Consider the following 20,822-nt stretch of genomic DNA (forward strand, 5'->3'; position numbering starts at 1 on the left):
CGAGGGTGGAGCCGGGTCGGGGGGGGCGACCCGGCGCAGCCGGCTGGGCGGCTGGCGGGGGGCGGACTCGACGACGGAGCCGGGTCGGGGGGGCGACGCGAAGGCGGAGCCGGGTCGGGGCCAGGGGCCGATCAGGGCCCGGGCAGACCGAGCGGGGGCAGTCGCGAAGTCGGCGCCGACCCGGGCCCCGGGGGCAGGCCGCGCGGGTGGGTAGACGCCGGCGCGAAGGCCGTACTGGTCGGCGGCCAGGGGGCGCTGACCGGGACTGGTCGGCGGGCCGGTGCCGGTCGGGGCGTGGCGCCCATCGGGTCCGGGGCGTGGCGCCGATGAGGCGAACCCGTCGCGCTAGCGGCGGAGGCGCGCCGCCCTCACGACCGTCACGACCGCCTTCTCAAGGGCGTACTCCGGATCGTCCCCGCCCCCCTTCACCCCCGCGTCCGCCTCCGCGATCGCCCTCAGTGCCATCGCCACCCCCTCCGGGGTCCAGCCGCGCATCTGCTGCCGCACCCGGTCGATCTTCCACGGAGGCATCCCCAGCTCCCGCGCGAGATCCGCGGGGCGGCCCCCTCGCGCGGAGGACAGCTTGCCGATGGCCCGCACGCCCTGCGCCAGCGCGCTGGTGATCAGGACCGGCGCGACGCCCGTCGAGAGGGACCAGCGCAGGGCCTCCAGGGCCTCCGCCCCCCGCCCCTCCACCGCGCGGTCGGCGACGTTGAAGCTGGAGGCCTCGGCGCGGCCGGTGTAGTACCGGCCGACGACCGCCTCGTCGATCGTGCCCTCGACATCCGCCACGAGCTGCGAGACCGCCGACGCCAGCTCCCGCAGGTCGCTGCCGATGGAGTCGACGAGTGCCTGGCACGCCTCGGGCGTCGCCGAGCGCCCGAGCGCCCGGAACTCACCCCGCACGAACGTCAGCCGTTCCGCGGGCTTCGTCGTCTTCGGGCAGGCGACCTCCCGCGCCCCCGCCTTCCGTGCCGCGTCCAGTAGACCCTTCCCCTTGGCACCGCCCGCGTGCAGCAGCACGAGCGTGATCTCCTCGATGGGATCGTCGAGGTACGCCTTGACGTCCTTGATCGTGTCGGCGGAGAGGTCGTGCGCGTTCCGCACGACCAGCACCTTCCGCTCGGCGAAGAGCGACGGGCTCGTCAGCTCGGCCAGCGTGCCGGGCTGCAGCTGCTCGGAGGTGAGGTCGCGGACGTCCGTGTCGGCGTCGGCGGCGCGCGCTGCCGCCACCACCTGCTGCACGGCACGGTCGAGGAGCAGGTCCTCCTGGCCCACGGCGAGCGTCACGGGGGCGAGGAGGTCGTCGGTCGCATTCTGCGGGCTCTGTTTGCGGCTCATCGCGTTCCAGCATCCCACGGGCCACTGACACTCCCCGACGTACCGGAGAATGGGCGGGTGAGTGAACGACACGTACTGGTGCTGCCCGACCGCGACGCCGCCGAGGACGCGGCCCAGGAGCTGGGCGAGCGCTTCGCCGTCGGCGAGGAGCCGCAGCTCGTCCGGGACGCCCTGGCCGGTGAGGACGACGCCGAGGACGCCCAGTGGCTGGTGGTCGTGGAGGACCCGGAGGGCCGGCTCGACTCTGCGGCGCTGGACGCGTTGGCGGCGGAGTACGAGGGCTGGCTGGAGGCCCCGTAGCGCAACCGGGGATGGGCGCCGGGCGGGACGAGGGACCGGACGCGGGTCAGTCCTCCCCGCCGTCTCCATCGCCGTCGCCGTCGGCATCCGCATCCCCGTCCCCGTCGGGGGCCGGCTCGGCCGGTACATGGGACGGTACGAACCCGAAGAGGTCCCGATAGGTCGCCAGTACCTGCTCGTCGCCGTCGAGCATCCGCTCCGTCCGCTCGCCGTCCACCGTGGTGACGAGCTTGTGTCCGCGGAGGGTGATCCGCCCGTCCTCGGTGAGGCGTGAGCACACCGGGGCCCTGGTGAAGTGCGAAGCGGGCGAGGTCCGGTGGTACCAGGCCCCGGCCTCGAAGTCGGACAGTTCGCGGGGCCGAGGCTCGAGGCGGTACTGCGGCTTTCCGTCGCGCAGCACGTCCAGATCGCCCTCGGGCGTCTCCTCGATACGGAACACACCGCCCGGGTCCTCCTGCTCCCCCCGCGCGTCGAGGGCGAGCGGAAAGTGGCTGTGGTCCCCGAAGCCGACGTCCGCGAGCCAGGGGCCGGTGCCGTCGTCCGTCTCGACGCGCAGGGCGAGGTGGTCGTACGGAATGCCGAGCCGTCCCTCGTCGTCGAAGCAGCGCGCCTGGAGGAGGGCGACACGAAAACCGAGGCCCCTCAGCAACACGGCGAAGGCGCCGCCCAGTTCGTAGCAGAAGCCGCCCCGAGCGGCGCCGACCACCTTGTCGAGCAGCTCCTTCTCCTCCAGCACGATGTCCTCGCCGCAGTGGATCGCGAGGTTCTCGAACGGCACGGTGAGCAGATGCCGCAGATGCAGCTCGCGCAGCGTGGCGGCGTGGGGCCGGAGCGAACGGGGACGACGCGTCTCGCCGATGCGGCGGAGGTACGCCTTCGTGTCCGGGGAGGTGCTCATGGGCGCAGTCTGACGTGCGCGAACGGCGCCCGTCATGCGGCCTGAGTCCTAGGACGGTTGGCCGACGACGGCAGCCGGGCGCCCGGCTAGCTTGATCGTCATGACGGAACACGAGCCGGCCCGCGGCCGGGAGCAACGAAAGCGCGACGTACTGGCCCGGCTCCAGCAGGACGAGGACGTCTGGGTGGCCACGGCTTCGACGGACGGCTCGCCGTGTCTGGTACCGCTGTCGTTCGTCTGGGACCGGGGCACGCTGCTGATGTGCACCAAGCGCGTCAACCCCACGGTGCTCAACCTGGCGGCGAACGCGGAGGTGCGGCTGAGCCTCGGGCACACCCGGGACGTCGTACTCATCGAGGGCACAGCCGAGTTGACGGCCGGCGCCGATCTGCCTCCGGAGTCCGCGGACGCCTTCGCGGCGAAGCTGGACTGGGACCCGCGCGACCGGGACCTCTGGGTGTACATCCGCGCCACCCCGCGCACGGTGAGGGCCTGGCGCGAGGAGAACGAGCTGCGGGGCCGCCTGTTGATGCGGGACGGCGACTGGCTCGAGTGAGCCTGCCGTGCGCCGCTCTCCCCGGTGATCACGGGGGCTTGTCCGCCAGGGTCTCTCCCTTCCGTACGGCCACGAGTTCCCGGCCCGCCCCGCTCACCGCGATCGCCCCGTCCCGGTCCGTACGCAGCACCAGTGCTCCCGCGTCGCCCAGCTCACCGACCGTCCGGGGGGACGGGTGCCCGTACGGGTTCTCCGGTCCGGCGGAGACGAGCGCCAGCCGGGGGCGAACCCGCCGCAGCAGTCCCGGGTCCTGGTGGGCGGACCCATGGTGGGCGACCTTCAGCACGTCCACCCGTGGGAGCGTCGGATGCGCCCGTAACAACCCCTGCTGGGCAGGCGGTTCCAAGTCGCCGAGCAGCAGGAGGACCAGGCCGTCGGCGGTTCGGACCAGCAGCGTGACGCTGGCGTCGTTCGGACCGGCGGGCGCGTCGGCCGTCAGCCCGGACGCCGGTGCGGCGGGCGCGGCGCCCGATCGCCCGGATTCCGTGGCAGCGGGCGGCCAGAGGACCTGCCAGTCCAGCGCGCCGATCCGGCGCCTCTCCCCCGCCTCCGCGCGGATCACCGGCACGCCGGCCCTCGCGGCCGTCCTGCGGACGAACGCCACCTGTCCCGGGGGCTCTTCGAGCGGCGACGTCTGGATGACCCCGACCGCCCGGCCCTTGAGCACGCCGGGGAGACCCGCGACATGATCCGCGTGGAAGTGGGTGAGCAGCAGCAGTGCGACGCGCCGCACTCCCAGGTCGCGCAGACAGGAGTCGACGAGCTCCGGCTCGGGCCCGGCGTCCACGACGACGGCCGTGTCGCCGCCGGCCGCCAGCACCGTCGCGTCTCCCTGGCCGACCTCGCACATCGCGAACACCCAGTCCGGCGGCGGCCAGCCGGTGACGATCCTGGTGAGCGGCGCGGGCCGTGCCACCGCGAGCAGCAGGATCACGGCGCACCCGGCCGCGATCCAGGGGCGGTGCGGTATCCGGCGGACGACGAGCAGTACGAGCCCGGTGGCGGCGGCCAGCAGGAAGCCGCCCCGCCAACCACCCGGCCAGTCCGCCTCCGCGCCGGGCAGGGCGGCTCCCGCCCGGGCGACGGCCGCGATCCACCCGGCCGGCCATCCCGCGCACGTCGCGAACAATTCCGCCACCGGCATGGCCAGCGGCGCGGTGCCCAGCGCGGCGAACCCGAGCACCGTCGCGGGGGCGACGGCGAGTTCCGCGAGGAGGTTGCAGGGGATCGCGACCAGGCTGACACGGGCGGCGAACACCGCGACCACCGGCGCGCAGACGGCCTGCGCCGCGGCGGCCGCCGCCAGCGCCTCCGCGATCCGCGTCGGCACCCGGCGCCGTCGCAGCGCCGCGCTCCAGCGGGGCGCGATCGTGAGCAGTGCGCCCGTGGCCAGTACGGAGAGCAGGAAGCCGTAACTCCTCGTCAGCCAGGGGTCGTGGAGCACCAGCAGCAGGACGGCGGCGGCCAGCGCCGGGATCAGCGACCTGCGGCGTCCCGTGCCGATCGCGAGCAGGGTGATCAGGCCGCAGGCGGCCGCCCGCAGCACACTCGGATCGGGCCGGCAGACGATCACGAAGGCGAGTGTGAGTCCGCCGCCGAGCAGGGCGGTTGCCCGCAGGGAGATGCCGATTCTGGGCGCGAGGCCGCCGCGTTCGGCTCTCAGAGCGGTGGAGGGAGTCCCGATCAGCAACAGAAGGACCACGGTGAGGTTGGACCCGGAGACCGCGAGGAGATGAGTGAGGTCGGTCGACTGGAACGCGTCGCGCAGCTCGGGCGGGATCCGCGAGGTGTCCCCCACGACCAGCCCGGGCAGCAGGGCGCGCGCGTCCGGATCGAGCCCCTCGGTCGCCCGGTGGAGCCCGGCGCGGAGGTCCCCGGCCGTGCGCTGCAGCAGGCTCGGCGCCGCGGTGACGCCGGGTGGCCCGGCGCCTCGCACTCGTAGGACGGCCGCATAGGGATCCTCATCCCGCCGCGGGGGTGCCAGCCGCGCCTTCACGCGCAGGCCGGTGGAGGGAAGCAGCCGCAGCCACTCCTCGCGCGCGCCCGGCGGCGCGAGCAGCAGGACGGGTGCTCGCGTCCGGGTCACCGCCCCGTCGGGCGTCTGGACGCCGGTCACCTCGGCGTCCAGGACGATCGTTTCCGGCACCGGGCGGTCCCCGCTGACACGCGGCCGGGTCGTGCGCGGGTCGGAGGTGACCGTCACCTCGGCGGTCACGGTCGCGTAGGCGCGGGCCAGCCCCGGAAGCGGTCCGCGGCGCAGGTCGGCCGCGTGCAGCCCGGCGGAGGCCGCCGCCGCGGCGGCGCAGAGCAACACCCCCGCGCACGCCGTGGTGTTGATCCCCCTCCCCCGTCTCCGCGTCTCCCCTCGCCCCACGCCCGGAAGCACCCGCCGCCGGAACCCGCCCCGGCCGCCCGCGCCACGGCCGGCCATGTCCCCCTCGGCCAGGCCCCCACCGGCCGCGCCGCCCCGACCGGTCATGTCTCCGCCGGCCGCGCCCCGGCCGCCCACCTCCCCGCCGTCCTCATCCCGACCGTCCCCGTCCCCTTCGCCCTCGCCCGCGCCCCGGCCACGACCCCGCAACGCGTCCCTCGCGACCGGCAGCAGCAACAGGACCGCTGCCGCCGCACAGGCCAGGACTGCGATCAGGGTCGGCCACCCGGACGCGCCCAGGGCCAGGGCGCCCGCTCCCCAGGCCGCCAGCGCGGGCGGCACCAGGCGCAGATCGGCCGGGCCTTCCTGACGCGGATCGGCGACACCGAGCGGATTGCGGGTCGCGGGGCGATCAGCCACGGCCGTCATGGCCGTACTCGGGTCTGGAGGTCCGCGAACCGGCGGTCGCCGATCCCGTTGACCTCGCGCAACTGGTCGACCGACCGGAATCCGCCGTGCTCGGTCCTGAAGTCCACGATGTGCTGGGCCAGTACGGGCCCCACCCCGGGCAGGGTGTCCAGCTGTTCCACCGTGGCCGAGTTGAGGCTCACCGGCCCAGCCGGTCCTGCCGCGCCGGCGGCGTGGGTATTGCCGCCCGGGCCGGTGCCCCCGGCCGCCATAGGAAGGCCGACGACGACCTGCTCCCCGTCCATGAGGACCCTGGCCCGGTTGAGTCCGGTGAGGTCCGTTCCCGGCCGGGCGCCGCCCGCCGCGCGCAGGGCATCGGCGACCCGGGCCCCGCCCGGCAGCCTGAGGACCCCCGGCCGCCTCACCTTCCCGCTCACATCGACCACGACGGGCGGCGGCCCGGGCGCAGCGGTGGTGGAGGTCGGAGCGCCCGGGGCGGCGGCCGCCGACGGCGCCATGCGTACGACGTCGGGGGCCCGGACGGGCTCCGGGCGCCCGGCCCAGAAGTACCTCCCGGCCAAGCCCGCGGCCACGACGAGCACCACCGCCAACGCGGCCAGGGTCTTCGGTTCCATCCCGCACCTGAGCCGCACCCACAGCGGCAGCCGCTCCCGCAGCGCGAACCGGGCCCGCTCCCGCCACCCCGGCTCCGCGACCTCCGGCACTCCCCTGGGCTGGGCCACCTCCGGCGCTCCCCCGGGCTCGGTGTCCGGCGTCGGCTCCGGTACGTCCCGTGGCGCGGCCGCGCGAAGACCCCGCCCGCCCGGCGGCGGTGCGGTTCCGGCCGTATCAGCGGGTAACCCGGGTGCTTCGTCCCGCGGGGGCGCCATCGCCCCCGCGAACAGGGCCTCGGCCCGCCTGCGCGACTCGCCCGCGGCCGCCCCGGCGAGGTGCCTCCTCCGGGCCCCGCGTCGCGCGTGGGCGCCGGTGTGCGTACGGACGTCGGAGCCCTGTGCGCGACCGGGACCACTGGTTGCGAAATGTGTGCGAAGAGCCATGCCGAGGACGGTAGAGATCTCCACGAGAACCCGCTGAGCAGGCTCAATTTCCGTGGACAACCGCCCGATTGTGGATAAGTCCGTCACTCGCGCGAGTGAATGAGCACCTCACCGAGGCGAGACCACAACGGCCAGGAGTCCTGGCCCGGTGTGCGCTCCGATCACCGCGCCCACCTCGCTCACATGCAGTTCTTCGATCCCCGGCACCCGCCCCCGCAGCCGGTCGGCCAGCGCGGCCGCCCGGTCCGGCGCGGCGAGATGGTGGACGGCGATGTCCACCTGGCTCGCGCCCGCCTGCTCGGCGGCGATCTCCTCCAGCCGGGCGATCGCCTTCGACGCCGTGCGCACCTTCTCGCGCAGCTCGATGCGGCCGCCGTCCAGTTCGAGCAGCGGTTTCACGGCGAGCGCCGAGCCGAGCAGCGCCTGGGCGGCTCCGATGCGGCCGCCCTTGCGCAGATAGTCCAGGGTGTCGACGTAGAAGTACGCGGACGTTCCGGCGGCCCGCTTCTCGGCCGCGCTCACCGCCTCGTCGAGCGTCCCGCCCGCGTCGGCCACCTCGACGGCCGCGAGGGCGCAGAATCCCAGCGCCATCGCGATCATTCCGGTGTCCACGACCCGCACGGGTACGGGGGCGCCCTTGGCCGCGAGCACCGCCGCGTCGTAGGTTCCGGAGAGCTCGGACGACAGGTGCAGTGAGACGATGCCGGTCGCGCCGGCCTCGGCGGCCGCCCGGTAGGCCTCCGCGAACACCTCGGGGCTCGGCCGTGAGGTGGTCACGGACCGTCGCTTCCGCAGCGCCTGCTCCAGAGAGCGGGCCGAGATCTCGGTGCCCTCCTCCAGGGCCTGGTCGCCGATGACGACCGTCAGGGGCACCGAGGTGATGCCGTGCCGGGCCATCGTCTGCGGCGGCAGGTAGGCCGTGGAATCGGTGACGATCGCGACATGGCGGGACATGAGCGGGAGGTTACCCGCCACGGCGGCCGGACGGCAGCCCGGCCCCACCACAAGCGGTGGCGGGGTCAGTTCGTCGTCTCGGGACGGGCCGACTTCTGCCATGGGTAGACCGGCTGCTGACGGGGGTCGCGGGCGGTGATCGCCTGGGGCCGCTCCGCCTTCCCGGCGCCGGACTCCCGCCCGACGTCCGCACCCGCCCCGGCGGCTCCCGGCGCGTGCTCCGGTTCCGCCGGCCACGCCTGTTCCGCTCCCGGCGCCGCCCCTCCGGCCTCCGGCCATGAGAAGCCGCCAGAAGCCGGGGACGCGGAAGAATCCGAGGAATCGGAGCCTCCTGTGCCGCCGGCGAACGCACCCGCGGCACCCGAAGTCCGCGACGCGCCCCCGGCACCCGAAGCCCCCGCCGAGCCCGCAGCCGCCGAGAACCCCGGCGTCTCCGCGAGATGCCCCTCCTCACGCCGGTCCCAGTGCCGCAGCGCCCCCGCCTCGACGTCGATCTGGGCGCTCAGGGACGCCAGGTCGTCGTCGGCGAACTTCCGCGCCCGGTCCCGCGCGGCCCAACGCAGCGCGTCCGCGGAGTGGGTGATCCGCTCCGTGCGCTCCCGTACGTCGGCGAGCACCGCGGCCACCCCCGCCCGGTCCGGCTCCCGCTCCAGACGCTTGAGCTCCTCGTCCAGCTCGAGACCGTGTGCGCTCAGCCGCCGGAACAGATCCAGCGACTCCTGCAGCGAGGCGTCCTCCGCCACACCGGCGTGCAGCGCCTCCTGAGTCGCCCGCATCGACGTGCGCAGGGAGAGCCGCAACTGCGCCAGCTCACCCGCCACACCACCCTGACCGAAGCTCTTGGCGCGCAGCGTCGTGTCCTCGACGGTGCGCCGCGCGTGGGTGATGGTCCGGTCGACGCCGCGCTTGGCGGCCTTGACGGCCTTGACCGTCGCGTACACCCCCAGCGCCACGAACGCGACGAAGAGCAGCGCCATGATCACAATCGCGGCTTCCATGAACGCCCCTCCGGCATCGGGTGTGGTCCTTCCACCGTAAACGGAACGGGCAGGCCGAGGGTTCCATCGGAACCCCCAACCTGCCCGTAGGGGAAACCCCCGGTGCCCGGTCCGCGCCCGTTACGCGGGCACGATGTTCACCAGCTTCGGCGCGCGCACGATCACCTTGCGGATCCCGGCGCCGTCCAGCGCGGCCACCACGCCCGCGTCACCCAGCGCCAGCGCCTCCAGCTCCGCGTCCGTGATCGACGGGGAGACCTCCAGACGCGCCTTGACCTTGCCCTTGATCTGCACGACACAGGTCACTGTCTCGTCCACGACGTACGCCGGGTCGGCGACCGGGAAGTCCTCGTGGACGACCGACTCCGTGTGCCCCAGCTTGCGCCACAGCTCCTCGGCGATGTGCGGGGCCAGCGGCGCGACCAGCAGCACCAGCCGCTCGGCGACCGACTTCGCCACCGGGCCGCCCGTCTTGGTCAGGTGGTTGTTCAGCTCGGTGACCTTGGCGATGGCGGTGTTGAAACGCATCGCCTCCATGTCCTGGCCCACGCCGTCGATCGCCTTGTGCAGAGCTCGCAGGGTGTCCTCGTCCGGCTCGCCGTCGACGACGGTGGCCTCCCCGGTCGACTCGTCGACGATGTTGCGCCACAGCCGCTGCAGCAGCCGGTACTGGCCGACCACCGCGCGCGTGTCCCACGGCCGCGACACGTCCAGCGGGCCCATCGCCATCTCGTACAGGCGCAGGGTGTCCGCGCCGTACTCGGCGCAGATCTCGTCCGGAGTCACGGCGTTCTTCAGGGACTTGCCCATCTTGCCCAGGACCCGGCTGACCTTCTCGCCCTGGTACCAGAAGCCGCCGTCCCGCTCCTCGACCTCGGCGGCCGGTACGGCGATCCCGCGCGCGTCCCGGTAGACGAAGGCCTGGATCATGCCCTGGTTGTACAGCTTGTGGAACGGCTCGGCCGAGGAGACGTGCCCCAGGTCGAACAGCACCTTGGACCAGAACCGGGCGTACAGCAGGTGCAGTACGGCGTGCTCGGCGCCACCGACGTACAGGTCCACACCGCCCAGCGGCTGCCCCTCGCGGGGACCCATCCAGTACTGCTCGATCTCCGGGTCTACCAGCTTGTCGCTGTTGTGCGGGTCCAGGTAACGCAGCTCGTACCAGCAGGAACCGGCCCAGTTCGGCATGGTGTTGGTCTCGCGCCGGTAGCGCTTGGGGCCGTCGCCCAGGTCCAGCTCGACGTTGACCCAGTCCTCGTTGCGCGACAGCGGGGTCTCCGGCTGGGTGTCCGCGTCGTCCGGGTCGAAGGTGCGCGGCGAGTAGTCCTCGACCTCCGGCAGCTCCAGCGGCAGCATCGACTCGGGCAGCGCGTGCGCGACACCGTCCTCGTCGTAGACGATCGGGAAGGGCTCGCCCCAGTAGCGCTGCCGGCTGAACAGCCAGTCGCGCAGCCGGAAGTTGACGGTGCCCTCGCCGATGCCCCGCGCGGACAGCCACTCGGTGATCCTCGCCTTGGCCTCGACGACGCCCAGGTCGTCCAGCGAGATCTCGTCGTTCGCCGAGTTGACCAGCTTCGCTTCGTACGAGGAGAAGGCGTCGTCCCAGGTCGAGGGGTCCGTGCCGCGGTCGTCGGACGGCTGGACGACGCAGCGCATCGGCAGCTCGAAGGCGCGCGCGAAGGCGAAGTCACGGGAGTCGTGCGCGGGAACGGCCATGATCGCGCCGGTGCCGTAGCCCATCAGCACGTAGTCGGCGATGAAGACCGGTACCTGCTCGCCGCTGACCGGGTTGATCGCGTACGCGCCGGTGAACACACCGGTCTTGTCCTTGGCCTCGGCCTGCCGCTCGACGTCGGACTTGGAGGCGGCCTGCTTGCGGTAGGCGGCGACGGCGTCCCCGGGGGTCGCGTGCCCGCCGGTCCACACCTCGTGGGTGCCCTCGGGCCACGCCGCCGGGACGATCTTCTCGACCAGGTCGTGCTCGGGGGCCAGCACCATGTAGGTCGCGCCGAACAGCGTGTCCTGGCGGGTGGTGAAGACGGTGATCGCGTCGTCCCCGACGGCGAAGTCGACACGGGCGCCCTCGGAGCGGCCGATCCAGTTGCGCTGCTGCAGCTTGATGGCCTCGGGCCAGTCCAGCGCGTCCAGATCGTCCAGCAGGCGGTCCGCGTAGGCGGTGATGCGCATGTTCCACTGGCGCAGCTTGGCCTTGAAGACGGGGAAGTTGCCGCGCTCGGAGCGGCCGTCGGCGGTGACCTCTTCATTGGCCAGGACGGTGCCCAGGCCCGGGCACCAGTTGACGGGCGCGTCGGAGGCGTACGCCAGGCGGAAGCCGCCCAGGACGTCGGCGCGTTCGTTCGCGGTCAGCTCGCTCCACGCGCGCGCGCCGTGGCCCGGCACCGGGCGCTCACCGCTCTCGAACAGGGCGATCAGCTCGCTGATCGGCCGGGCCCTTCCGGCCTCGTCGTCGTACCAGGAGTTGAAGATCTGCAGGAAGATCCACTGGGTCCACTTGTAGTAGTCCGCGTCGATCGTGGCGAACGACCGGCGCTTGTCGTGGCCCAGACCCAGCCGGCGCAGCTGGACCTTCATGTTCTCCATGTTCGCCTCGGTGGACACGCGCGGGTGCGTGCCCGTCTGCACGGCGTACTGCTCGGCCGGCAGTCCGAAGGCGTCAAAGCCCAGGGTGTGCAGCACGTTGTGGCCGGTCATCCGCTGGTGGCGGGCGTACACATCGGTGGCGATGTAGCCCAGCGGGTGGCCGACGTGCAGGCCCGCGCCCGAGGGATACGGGAACATGTCCATGATGAACTTCTTGGGGCGCGCGGCCACATCGGCGTCGCCCGCCAGATCACCCGTGGGGTTGGGCGCCTCGTAGGTCCCCTCGGCGTCCCAGAAGTCCTGCCAGCGTGCCTCGATGTCGGCGGCCATGACCGCCGTATAACGATGCGGGGCCACTGCCTCAGCAGCCGAATTCATCTCGCTCATGATCCTTGAAGCTCCATCGATCGTCTCTGCCTGCTGCCCGGTCATTCACGCGGTTGACGAAATGAAAAATCCCCTCGCACAGGAGGGGACGCCGCGCCGATTCCGACCGGATCTCTCATCCGTCGGGACTGATCAGCGCGGCCCGCTAAGCAGAAGGCGTACGGCACGCATGGCGTCAGGGTACCGCAGGCGCCGCACGGGCCGCATCGAGCATCCGCAGTGCGGGCACGCGCGCGCGTGGAGGGGCGGGAAGACCCCGGGAGCGCCGGGACGGGCAGGGTTACCCCGCGTACCGACCCTATCCGGGGCAACCCCAGAGTCAGTTGCGGAGTCACCCCCTCCCTAAACCCGCAAACTTCGTACCAGCCGGTATGGGGCGACTTAGAGTGCGGCAACGGGACCGCTTATCCGCACCATTCGGAGTCGCCCCCATGAACCCTCATCGCAAGATCCGTTCCATACCCGCCGTGAACGCCGGTCTGAGCAGGCCGGTCCAGGGCGGGCTTTCCGTGGCCGCACTCGTTCTCATCCCCGTGCTCGCCATCGGCGGCAGTGACAGCTTCCGTGCCGCGCTCGACTTCACGACCGGCGTGCTGTCCCTGGTGTCGCTGACGGCGTCGGTCGCCTGGGGCCTGATCGCCACCGACCGGCTGCTGCTCTCCACCCGCCACCGGCTGCTCGCCCAGGGCATCCACCGGGCCACCGCGGTGGCGTCGCTCGGATTCCTGCTGCTGCACGGCACGGTCAAGGTGTCGCTCGGACACGTGGAGCTGCTCGGCGCCCTGATCCCGTTCGGTCTGGGCGTCAGCGGCACCTCCGGACTCATCGGTTTCGGCTCGCTCGCCGGACTGCTGATGGTGATCGCCGCCTCGACCGGTGCCCTGCGCTCCACCCTGGCGGGCCGCGGCAGCGTCGCCGCCCGCTGGCGGCCGCTGCACATGCTGGCCTACCCGGCGTGGTGTTCCGCGCTGGTCCACGGCCTCTACACGGGCCGGCCCGCCGCCACGTGGGTCGTCGTCATGTACTGCCTGGCGCTCAGCGGCGTCGCCGGGGCCGTCTCACTGCGTCTGCTGCCGCGTCCGGTCCGCAACCGTCTGGCGGCCCGCCTCCTGGCGCTGATCGGGCCCGGCGGGGCTGCACAGCCCGCCGCCGAGGAGCCCCGCCGCGACCCGTCGGCCGCTCCTCTGCCCGGTGCCACCGGCCTCCCCTCCCAGGGCCGGTACGAGGAGGAGTACGCGGCCCGCCCGACCGTACTGGCGGAGCCCCTGGACCGCTCCTTCGGACCGACGCGCACACCCCCGCGCCCGCTCGCCCCGCCCTCACCCCAGCTGTACGAAGCCGCCCCTCCGGTCTCCGCGCGGGGCACGTCCCCCGGTGCCGGGATATCGGCCGGATACCGCACGGTGTCGTCCCTGGGGAACGTGGGCGGCTCCCCCACCGTCCGCATCTCGCGCGCTGACCGTAGGGACCGTACGGACGAGACCGAGGACATACCGCTCGCCGAACGCATCCCGATGACCGAGGAGATCCCGGTCGTCCAGGACCCGGCGCCGAGGCCGGGCTACTGGCCGACCCCCTCCCCGCCCGCGCCGTCCCCCTCGTACGCGCCGTCCCCGTCGTACGAGTCATATGGCCCCTCCCGTGCGTATGAGAGTCCGTCCCCTCCCTACGCACCGACCGACCCAGATCCCGGCCCGCTCAACCGTCCGTCCGCCGGCGAACCCTGGTCCGCACCCGCAGGAGACCGCTCTTGAACGCCCCGCTCCCCGATGTCCCCGAGGTCCGCGTCGTCGGCCTCCCCCAGCTCACCCAGGGCTTCGACCTGGTGGAACGCCTGGATCTGTCCATGCACCTGAAGGTGCACGGGCCTCTCGAGCCGATGAGCGGCGAGAACCTCGCCCAGCTCGCCGACGACATATCCCTGCGTGGCCGCGGCGGCGCGGGGTTCCCCTTCGGCCGCAAGCTCCGCGCGGTCGGGCAGGCCGCGATCCGCCGCGGGGTGCGGCCGGTCGTGGTGATCAACGGCAGTGAGGGCGAGCCCGCCTGCCGCAAGGACACCGTGCTGCTGGCCCGGGCGCCGCATCTGATCCTGGACGGCGCCCTGCTGGCCGCCGAGGCGCTGGGCGCCCGCACCCTGATCGTGGCCGTGACCCGGAACTCCACCGAGATCTCCATCCGCGCCGCACTGGCCGAGCGCGGCCTGAGCGACCGTCGCGGACAGCAGCTCCGCGCGCGGGTGGTCCGCACGCCCGAACGGATGGTGTCCGGCGAGGCGTCCTCGGTGATCCGCGCCGCGGTCGGCGGTCCCGCCCTGCCGGCCGGGCGCCGCGAGCGCGCCTCGGAGTCCGGTGTCGGCGGCGCGCCGACGCTGCTGTCCAACGCGGAGACGTTCGCCCAGCTCGCGATCGCGGCCCGGATCGGGCCTCGCCGCTACGGCAACACCGGCCTGGACAGCGAGCCCGGCACGGTCATGCTGACGATCTCCGGGGCGGTCGCGCGCCCGATGGTGGTGGAGGTTCCCACCGGGGTGCCCCTTCGGTACGTGCTCCAGCTGGCCGGCGCCCCGCCGCTGCCGCAGGGCGTCCTCACCGGCGGCTACCACGGCAACTGGATCGACGCGGTGGCCGTCCACAACGCCGTGGTGTCCCGCGAGTCCCTGGCCGCCGTGGGCGGCTCCCTGGGCGCGGGCGCGATCCTCCCGATCGGCCCCGAGACCTGCCCGCTGGGCGAGGCGCTGCGGGTCGCGAACTGGCTGGCGGCCGAGACGGCCGGCCAGTGCGGCCCCTGCAGACTCGGCCTGCCCGCGGCGGCCGGCGGCCTGTCCGACGTCCTGAACGGGGGCGGCCCGGCCGCACTGGAGGCGCTGCGGGCGGTCACCCAGGCCGTGAAGGGCCGGGGCGCCTGCAAGCACCCCGACGGCTCCGCCCGCTTCTTCGCGTCGACGCTGTCGGCGTTCACGGACGATCTGGCCGCGCATGTGCTGGACGGGGGCTGCGGGCGGGAGACGACCGGAGTGCTGCCGCTGCCCGCCCCCGGCTACCAGGACGCCGAGGAGTCGATCCCGAGCGGCGAGAAGCTGGCCGTGGACTGGACGCTGTGCCAGGGCCACGGACTGTGCGCCGACATCGTGCCGGAGCTGATCCGGCTGGGCCCCGACGGCTATCCGGCGCTCGCCGACGCCTCTGTCCCCATGCATCTGCGCGGGCGTGCGCAGCGCGCGGTGCGCCGCTGTCCCGCGCTGGCGCTCCGTATTGAGCAGGCGCCCCAGGAGCGGCCCGCGCTGCCGAGCCCGTCCCGCAAGGCCCTGGGCAGCGGCCGGAGTTGACCAACGAAAAGCGGGCCATCCGATTCGGATGGCCCGCTTCTTGGGATCTTGTGGAGCTAAGGAGAATTGAACTCCTGACCTCCTGCATGCCATGCAGGCGCTCTACCAACTGAGCTATAGCCCCTTGCGTTCCGCCGCCCCGTTTCGGGTTTCCCCCGCGGCGACAGAGAGAACATTACACGGTCCCCCCGGTGCTTCACCAAATCGATTACCGGCGGCCCCGGGGGCTCTGTCGGACCCGGCCGGTAGGGTCCGTCTCCGTGACCGTGTCCGTGATCGTCAAGTCCCGCGTCCGCCAGTGGCCCCTCGCCTCGGCTGCCGCGGCCTGCCTGTTCTCGTTCGCCGCCTTCTGGCTGGCGCAGCGTGCCGCGCATGTCACCAACCTCGACCTGATGGTCTACCGGGCCGAGGGCATGACCGTGCGGGCCGGCGGAGACCTCTATGCGATGCGCGCCACATCGGCGAACCTCGCCATGACCTACCCGCCGTTCGCCGCGCTGCTGTTCACGCCGCTCACCCTGGTCGGCGTCCCCGAGATGCGCGTCCTCGCCACGGCGGGAAACCTGCTTCTGGTGGTCGCGCTGGTCCACCTCTCGCTGCGTCTGGTCGGCCGAGACCGGCCCGGGGCGACGCTGTGGGTGGCGGCGCTCGTCGTCTGGTGCGAGCCGGTGTGGACGACGCTGCGGTACGGGCAGATCAATCTGCTGATCGCGGTCGCCGTGCTGTGGGACCTCACCCGCCGCGATTCGAACCGCTGGGCCGGCGTCGGCATCGGCCTCGCCACTGCGGTGAAGCTCACACCGGGACTGTTCGCGCTGTATCTGCTGATCGTCGGGCTGATACAGCTGCGGCGCGGCTCCGGCTGGAACGCCTCGCTGCGGCGGTTCGCCGTGGCGTCGGCGACCTTCGTCGGCGCGACGGCGGCGAGCGCGGTCCTGTTGCCGCACGACTCGCGCCGCTTCTGGACCGAGACGCTGTTCGAGACCGGCCGGGTGGGCTTCGCGGAGGAGACCGCCAACCAGTCGCTGCGCGGCGTGCTCGCCCGGCTCCTGCACACCGACGATCCGGGCATGTGGTGGGCGGTCGTCGCCGCGGTCTTCGCCCTCGCCGGGCTCGCGGTGGCCGTGGTGGCCGCGCTGCGGGAGGACCGGGCGGTGGCCGTGGTGGCGGTCGCGACGACGGCCCTGATGATCAGCCCGATCTCCTGGTCGCACCACTGGGTGTGGTGCGTGCCGGTGCTGGTGCTGCTCGCTCACCGGGTCCGGCCGGTGTGGACGGGGGCCGTGGCGCTGGCCTTCTGTTCCTTCGCGCTGTGGTGGGTGCCGCACGACCCGGGCCGGCCCGAACTGGGCCAGAACGCCGGACAGATGCTGCTCTCCGGCATCTATCCGCTGGCGGCGACGGCACTGATGGCGGCGCTGGGTCACGCACTGTGGCGCGACGGTCCCGGGCAGGGCGCTCAGGCCGTGGCGAAGGAGTAGAAGCGCTTGAGCGTGCAGTGCTCGTCGAGCAGCCGTCCGTAGATCGGCTCCCCTTCGAGTTCACGGTAGGTCTCGATGGGGTCGCCTTTTATGATCAGCGCCCGCGCGCACTCCTCGCACCAGTACTGGTACTCGGGATTGACCGGATCCATGTCGCGGACGATCGGCGTACCACTGCCGCACCAGTCGCATTTCCTCCTGTGTGCACCCATCACTCAGCTCCAGCTGTGGCCGCAGGCCGTGCACACATAGGACACTCCGCCGTTGTCGCCCAGCACTTGGGCGACATGGGCCGAACCGCACGAGGGGCAGCTGAGGCGAGCAAGGACCTCCGCCGCGGCGAGCAGGGCATCGGCCCCCTCGAAACTGCCAGCGGCCATCGCACACTCCCTCCCGTCCGGACCGTCGTCCCCCTCCGGCCGTCCGATTCTGCCATGGCCACGCAAGGGGGTCAGCGGAGTCGGCGCACCATACCGGCCACCGCGCCCAAGATCGACGCGGCGGACAGTGCCAGGGCGCACGCCCACAGCGCGTCGGCGGACGCGAGCGCCCCGGGCGCATGGAGGCGGTTCAGGAAGAGTGTGCCGAACGTCGCCACGCCGATGAGCTGTCCGAGCTGGGTCACGCTGGCGAGCAGACCACTCGCGTCGGCCGCGTCCTCCTGCCGTACGGTCGCGAGCGCGCCCGTCAGAACGGGGCTGAAGGCGAGCGCGAGTCCGCACCCCATCCCCGCGAAGGCCGCGTAGAGCCAGGGACCGCCGTCCCCGCCGTCCCGCAGGAGCCGGCCGACGGCGGCGGCCGAGACCGCGGTGAGCAGGAATCCGCCGGGGATCATGGCGGGCTGCCAGGCCGCCGGCCAGCGCCGCCAGGTCAGCCCCACCGCACCGAAGATCACGGCGGTGGGCGCGAAGGTGAGCCCTGCCCGCAGCGCGCTGTGGCCGAGTCCGCCCTGGACGTGAAGGGTGAGGGTGAAGAGGAAGCCCGCGTTGACGGCCATGGATACGGCGATCCTGACGACCGCCCGGCCCATGCCGGGGATGCGCAGCACCCGGGGCGCGATGAGGGGGGCGCCGCCGCCCCGCGCGAGCCGGGACTCGTAGACGCAGAAGGCCGCGAAGAGGACGGCGGAGGCCCCCAGTGACAGCCAGGACCAGGCCGGCCACTCCTGCTCCTGTCCGAGGACCAGCGGCACGGTGAAGAGGGACACGGCTCCGGCCAGCAGGACGAGGCCGGGCAGGTCGAGGGGGCGGGCGCGCTCCGGTTCGCCGCGGCGGTCGCGGGGCAGGACCCGCGTGCCGAGGACGAGCAGCGCCACACCGATGGGCACGTTCACCAGGAAGACCGGCCGCCAACTCATGCCGAACAGATCGGCGCTGACCAGGACGCCTCCCGCGACCTGTCCGGCCGCGGCCCCGGTCGCGAGGACGGCGGAGTACGCGCCGAGCGCCCGCACCCGGCCCTCGCCGGTGAAGTTCCGCTGGATCAGACTGAGGACCTGCGGGATCATCAGCGCCGCGCCGGCGCCCTGGACGAGCCGGAAGGCGATCAACTGGCCGGTTCCCGCGGCCAGTCCACAGGCGAGCGACGCGGCGGTGAAGACGGCGAGTCCGCCGAGGTACATCCTGCGGTGGCCGAGCAGATCGCCGAGGCGTGCTCCGGTGATCAGCAGCACGGCGTACGCGATGGTGTATCCGGCGATGACCAACTGGAGCCCCGCGCCGGAGGCGTTGAGCTCGGTACGGATCGTGGGGGCCGCGACGTTGACGATGAAGACGTCGAGCAGCGCCATGAACTGCGCGGCCAGCACGACCGCGAGAAGGAGCCGGGGCCGGTTGTCAGTGCCGGGGTCTTTACTGAGTACGGGTCGTGTGGTGGTCGTCGTCATGGCGTTGAGCCTGACGCCGATCCGATACGGGTAACGAGAGCCCGCTGATGCTGGTACTGGCAGCACCTGGCAACGGCGGGACAGGGCCTCGACCATGGGGGGTATGACCACAGTGGCAGTACCGACACAGCAGCGACGACGGCCGGAACTGGCCGCCTTTCTGCGCAATCGCCGTGCCCGGGTGACACCCGAGGACGTCGGCATGGCTCCCGGCCTGCGCCGCCGCACGCCCGGGTTGCGCCGCGAGGAGGTCGCCCAGCTCTCCGGGGTCGGCGTGACCTGGTACACCTGGCTGGAGCAGGGCCGTCCGATCAACGCCTCGGCGCAGGTGCTGGACGCGGTGGCGCGGACGCTCCGCCTCGACCGGCCGGAGCGGGAGCACCTCTACCACCTGGCGGGGGTGGCCTGTGCCCCCGACCGTGCGGCCGATGTGCAGACCGTCAGCCCGGAGATCCAGGGCATCATCGACGCCCTGGATCCGCATCCGGGCGTGGTCTACAACGCGCGGTACGACATCCTGGCGACCAACCCCGCCTACCGTGCCCTGTTCGAGCTGCCGGGGCGTGCACGGTTCGGCGTACGCAACGTGCTGTGGACGCTGTTCACCTCGCCCGAACCCGACTGTCCGCTGGCGCACCGGGAGTTGGAGCTGCCGCTGATGGTCGCGCAGCTGCGCGGCTCGTACGGCCGGCATGTGGGCGAGCCGGCCTGGGAGTCCTTCGTCCAGCGGCTCTCCGAGGCCAGCCCCTACTTCGCCCGGCTCTGGCGCAGCGGCGACGTGGCGCCACAGGGGCCCCGGGTGAAGACCTTCCGGCACAAGGACGTGGGCGAGATACGGATGACGTCCGTATCGCTGTCGATCAACGGGATGCCGGAGTGCCGGATCGTGGCGTACACGCCGAACGACGAGGAGAGCCGGCAGTCGCTCGCGACGCTGCGCGCGACGCCACGGACGGACGGTGCGTCGGGGGAACGCACGAATCCCGCCCCCTGATGGGGACGGGATTCGGGATTGTGGAGCTAAGGAGAATTGAACTCCTGACCTCCTGCATGCCATGCAGGCGCTCTACCAACTGAGCTATAGCCCCTCGTGTTCTTTGCGCTCCGCGCTGCGAACAAGAAGAACTTTAGCCTGTGACCTGCCGGAAAGTGAAATCCGGGTCAGTCGTCGTCGCCGAGGACCGGTTCGGGCAGCGTGCCGGCGTTGTGCTCGAGGAGACGCCAGCCGCGGGCGCCCTCGCCGAGCACCGACCAGCAGCAGTTGGAGAGCCCGCCCAGGCTCTCCCAGCTGCGCGAATCCAGGCCGAGGAGCCGGCCGATGGTGGTGCGGATGGTGCCGCCGTGGCTGACCACGACGAGGGTGCCGTTCTCGGGGAGCTTCTCGGCGTGCCGCAGCACGACGGGTGCGGCCCGGTCGGCGACCTCGGTCTCCAGTTCTCCGCCACCCCGGCGCACGGGCTCCCCGCGCTTCCAGGCGGCGTACTGCTCGCCGTACCGCTCCACGATCTCGTTGTGGGTCAGCCCCTGCCAGGCGCCGGCATAGGTCTCGCGCAGCGCGGCGTCGTGGGTGACCGAGTGCCCGGTGATGGCGGCCAGCTCGCCCGCCGTCGACGCGGCCCGCTTGAGGTCGGAGGCGATGATGCCGTCCGGCTTCATCGCGGCGAGCAGCCGGGCGGACCGGCGCGCCTGGGCGACGCCGGTCTCGGTCAGCTCGATGTCCGTGGAGCCCTGGAAGCGGCGCTCCAGGTTCCATGAGGTCTGGCCGTGCCTCCAGAGGACGATCCGGCGGCCCGTGCCGCCCTTGGTGCCGTTCAGCTCAGCTCACCGTCCGCGGCGCCGGTGAGCTGGGCGTGCTCCTCGGCCTTGCCCCGGGTCTTCAGGGCGTCCTCGGGGAGCGGAAGCTCGGGGCAGTCCTTCCAGAGCCGCTCCAGGGCGTAGAAGACTCGCTCCTCGCTGTGCTGGACGTGGACGACGATGTCGACGTAGTCCAGGAGAATCCAGCGGGCGTCGCGGTCGCCCTCGCGGCGCACGGGCTTGGCGCCGAGCTCCTTGTTGAGCCGCTCCTCGATCTCGTCGACGATCGACTTGACCTGGCGGTCGTTGGGCGCGGAGGCGAGCAGGAAGGCGTCGGTGATCGACAGCACATCACTGACGTCGTACGCGATGATGTCGTGCGCGAGCCGGTCTGCGGCCGCCTGAGCGGCGGCGTTGACGAGCTCGATGGAGCGATCCGTGGCGGTCACAAGCAGGCTTTCG

At 72.7% G+C, this 20,822-nt stretch carries 18 protein-coding genes and 2 tRNA genes; 6 read left to right on the forward strand and 14 right to left on the reverse strand.

The window, feature by feature from the left end; genetic code table 11:
- Window positions 1-345 precede the first annotated feature (345 nt).
- Window positions 346-1,341, reverse strand: a complete 996-nt coding sequence (gene holA, locus ACZ7J0_RS07325) for a DNA polymerase III subunit delta (protein WP_470884853.1) — start codon at window positions 1,339-1,341, stop codon at window positions 346-348.
- A 57-nt stretch (window positions 1,342-1,398) separates the two neighbouring features.
- On the opposite strand from holA, the gene ACZ7J0_RS07330 reads away from it, so the two are divergent.
- A complete protein-coding gene (locus ACZ7J0_RS07330) occupies window positions 1,399-1,641 on the forward strand; it encodes a hypothetical protein (protein WP_470884855.1) in 243 nt (80 codons plus the stop codon).
- A gap of 46 nt (window positions 1,642-1,687) precedes the next feature.
- Here the strand turns inward: ACZ7J0_RS07330 and ACZ7J0_RS07335 are convergent, their stop codons facing one another.
- Window positions 1,688-2,539, reverse strand: a complete 852-nt coding sequence (locus ACZ7J0_RS07335; RefSeq protein WP_470884857.1) for an arylamine N-acetyltransferase family protein — start codon at window positions 2,537-2,539, stop codon at window positions 1,688-1,690.
- A gap of 100 nt (window positions 2,540-2,639) precedes the next feature.
- On the opposite strand from ACZ7J0_RS07335, the gene ACZ7J0_RS07340 reads away from it, so the two are divergent.
- Window positions 2,640-3,095 (forward strand): pyridoxamine 5'-phosphate oxidase family protein, encoded by a 456-nt coding sequence (locus ACZ7J0_RS07340; RefSeq protein WP_470884858.1) that lies wholly within the window; start codon window positions 2,640-2,642, stop codon window positions 3,093-3,095.
- Between the two features lie 28 nt (window positions 3,096-3,123).
- Here ACZ7J0_RS07340 and ACZ7J0_RS07345 read toward each other — a convergent pair whose 3' ends face one another.
- The 5 genes from ACZ7J0_RS07345 to leuS form a co-directional block, all read right to left on the reverse strand.
- A complete protein-coding gene (locus ACZ7J0_RS07345; RefSeq protein WP_470884860.1) occupies window positions 3,124-5,895 on the reverse strand; it encodes a ComEC/Rec2 family competence protein in 2,772 nt (923 codons plus the stop codon).
- Window positions 5,892-6,617, reverse strand: coding sequence for a ComEA family DNA-binding protein (locus ACZ7J0_RS07350; protein ID WP_470884862.1), 726 nt, complete (start codon window positions 6,615-6,617; stop codon window positions 5,892-5,894). The genes ACZ7J0_RS07345 and ACZ7J0_RS07350 overlap by 4 nt, the downstream gene beginning before the upstream one ends.
- A gap of 423 nt (window positions 6,618-7,040) precedes the next feature.
- The gene (locus ACZ7J0_RS07355) at window positions 7,041-7,886 is read right to left on the reverse strand and encodes a DegV family protein (RefSeq protein ID WP_470884864.1); all 846 of its coding nucleotides are present in this window, start codon (window positions 7,884-7,886) and stop codon (window positions 7,041-7,043) included.
- Window positions 7,887-7,951: 65 nt separating this feature from the next.
- Complete coding sequence (locus ACZ7J0_RS07360; RefSeq protein WP_470884866.1) at window positions 7,952-8,884, reverse strand: hypothetical protein; 933 nt, start codon at window positions 8,882-8,884, stop codon at window positions 7,952-7,954.
- A 120-nt stretch (window positions 8,885-9,004) separates the two neighbouring features.
- Window positions 9,005-11,875, reverse strand: coding sequence for a leucine--tRNA ligase (gene leuS, locus ACZ7J0_RS07365; RefSeq protein WP_470884868.1), 2,871 nt, complete (start codon window positions 11,873-11,875; stop codon window positions 9,005-9,007).
- 431 nt (window positions 11,876-12,306) lie between these two features.
- On the opposite strand from leuS, the gene ACZ7J0_RS07370 reads away from it, so the two are divergent.
- Together ACZ7J0_RS07370 and ACZ7J0_RS07375 are read left to right on the forward strand one after the other, a co-directional pair.
- Window positions 12,307-13,629, forward strand: coding sequence for a hypothetical protein (locus tag ACZ7J0_RS07370; RefSeq protein ID WP_470884870.1), 1,323 nt, complete (start codon window positions 12,307-12,309; stop codon window positions 13,627-13,629).
- Window positions 13,626-15,200, forward strand: a complete 1,575-nt coding sequence (locus ACZ7J0_RS07375; protein ID WP_470884872.1) for an NADH-ubiquinone oxidoreductase-F iron-sulfur binding region domain-containing protein — start codon at window positions 13,626-13,628, stop codon at window positions 15,198-15,200. The genes ACZ7J0_RS07370 and ACZ7J0_RS07375 overlap by 4 nt, the downstream gene beginning before the upstream one ends.
- 51 nt (window positions 15,201-15,251) lie before the next feature.
- On the opposite strand, the gene ACZ7J0_RS07380 is transcribed toward ACZ7J0_RS07375, so the two are convergent.
- Window positions 15,252-15,324 (reverse strand) — tRNA-Ala (locus ACZ7J0_RS07380).
- A gap of 136 nt (window positions 15,325-15,460) precedes the next feature.
- Between ACZ7J0_RS07380 and ACZ7J0_RS07385 the strand changes: the two genes are divergently transcribed.
- Window positions 15,461-16,681 (forward strand): glycosyltransferase 87 family protein, encoded by a 1,221-nt coding sequence (locus ACZ7J0_RS07385; RefSeq protein ID WP_470884873.1) that lies wholly within the window; start codon window positions 15,461-15,463, stop codon window positions 16,679-16,681.
- Here the strand turns inward: ACZ7J0_RS07385 and ACZ7J0_RS07390 are convergent.
- The 3 genes from ACZ7J0_RS07390 to ACZ7J0_RS07400 form a co-directional block, all read right to left on the reverse strand.
- Window positions 16,660-16,893 (reverse strand): hypothetical protein, encoded by a 234-nt coding sequence (locus ACZ7J0_RS07390; RefSeq protein WP_026277450.1) that lies wholly within the window; start codon window positions 16,891-16,893, stop codon window positions 16,660-16,662. The two genes, ACZ7J0_RS07385 and ACZ7J0_RS07390, sit on opposite strands and share 22 nt — an antisense overlap.
- A 3-nt stretch (window positions 16,894-16,896) precedes the next feature.
- Entirely contained in the window at window positions 16,897-17,061 is a 165-nt protein-coding gene (locus ACZ7J0_RS07395) for a hypothetical protein (protein WP_468705836.1), read from the reverse strand.
- A 71-nt stretch (window positions 17,062-17,132) separates the two neighbouring features.
- The gene (locus ACZ7J0_RS07400) at window positions 17,133-18,566 is read right to left on the reverse strand and encodes an MFS transporter (RefSeq protein WP_470884874.1); all 1,434 of its coding nucleotides are present in this window, start codon (window positions 18,564-18,566) and stop codon (window positions 17,133-17,135) included.
- Window positions 18,567-18,669: 103 nt separating this feature from the next.
- Between ACZ7J0_RS07400 and ACZ7J0_RS07405 the strand changes: the two genes are divergently transcribed.
- Window positions 18,670-19,560 carry a helix-turn-helix transcriptional regulator gene (locus tag ACZ7J0_RS07405; protein ID WP_470884876.1) on the forward strand — a complete coding sequence of 297 codons (891 nt, stop codon included), beginning with the start codon at window positions 18,670-18,672 and terminating at the stop codon, window positions 19,558-19,560.
- Between the two features lie 21 nt (window positions 19,561-19,581).
- Here ACZ7J0_RS07405 and ACZ7J0_RS07410 read toward each other — a convergent pair.
- The 3 genes from ACZ7J0_RS07410 to rsfS form a co-directional block, all read right to left on the reverse strand.
- Window positions 19,582-19,654, reverse strand: a tRNA-Ala gene (locus ACZ7J0_RS07410).
- A gap of 73 nt (window positions 19,655-19,727) precedes the next feature.
- On the reverse strand, window positions 19,728-20,381 hold the full coding sequence (locus tag ACZ7J0_RS07415) for a histidine phosphatase family protein (RefSeq protein ID WP_468706263.1): 654 nt from the start codon (window positions 20,379-20,381) through the stop codon (window positions 19,728-19,730).
- Window positions 20,378-20,809 (reverse strand): ribosome silencing factor, encoded by a 432-nt coding sequence (gene rsfS / locus ACZ7J0_RS07420; RefSeq protein WP_468705843.1) that lies wholly within the window; start codon window positions 20,807-20,809, stop codon window positions 20,378-20,380. The genes ACZ7J0_RS07415 and rsfS overlap by 4 nt, the downstream gene beginning before the upstream one ends.
- Window positions 20,810-20,822: the final 13 nt, after the last annotated feature.

The sequence above is a fragment of the Streptomyces sp. NPDC038280 genome, from assembly GCF_055600045.1.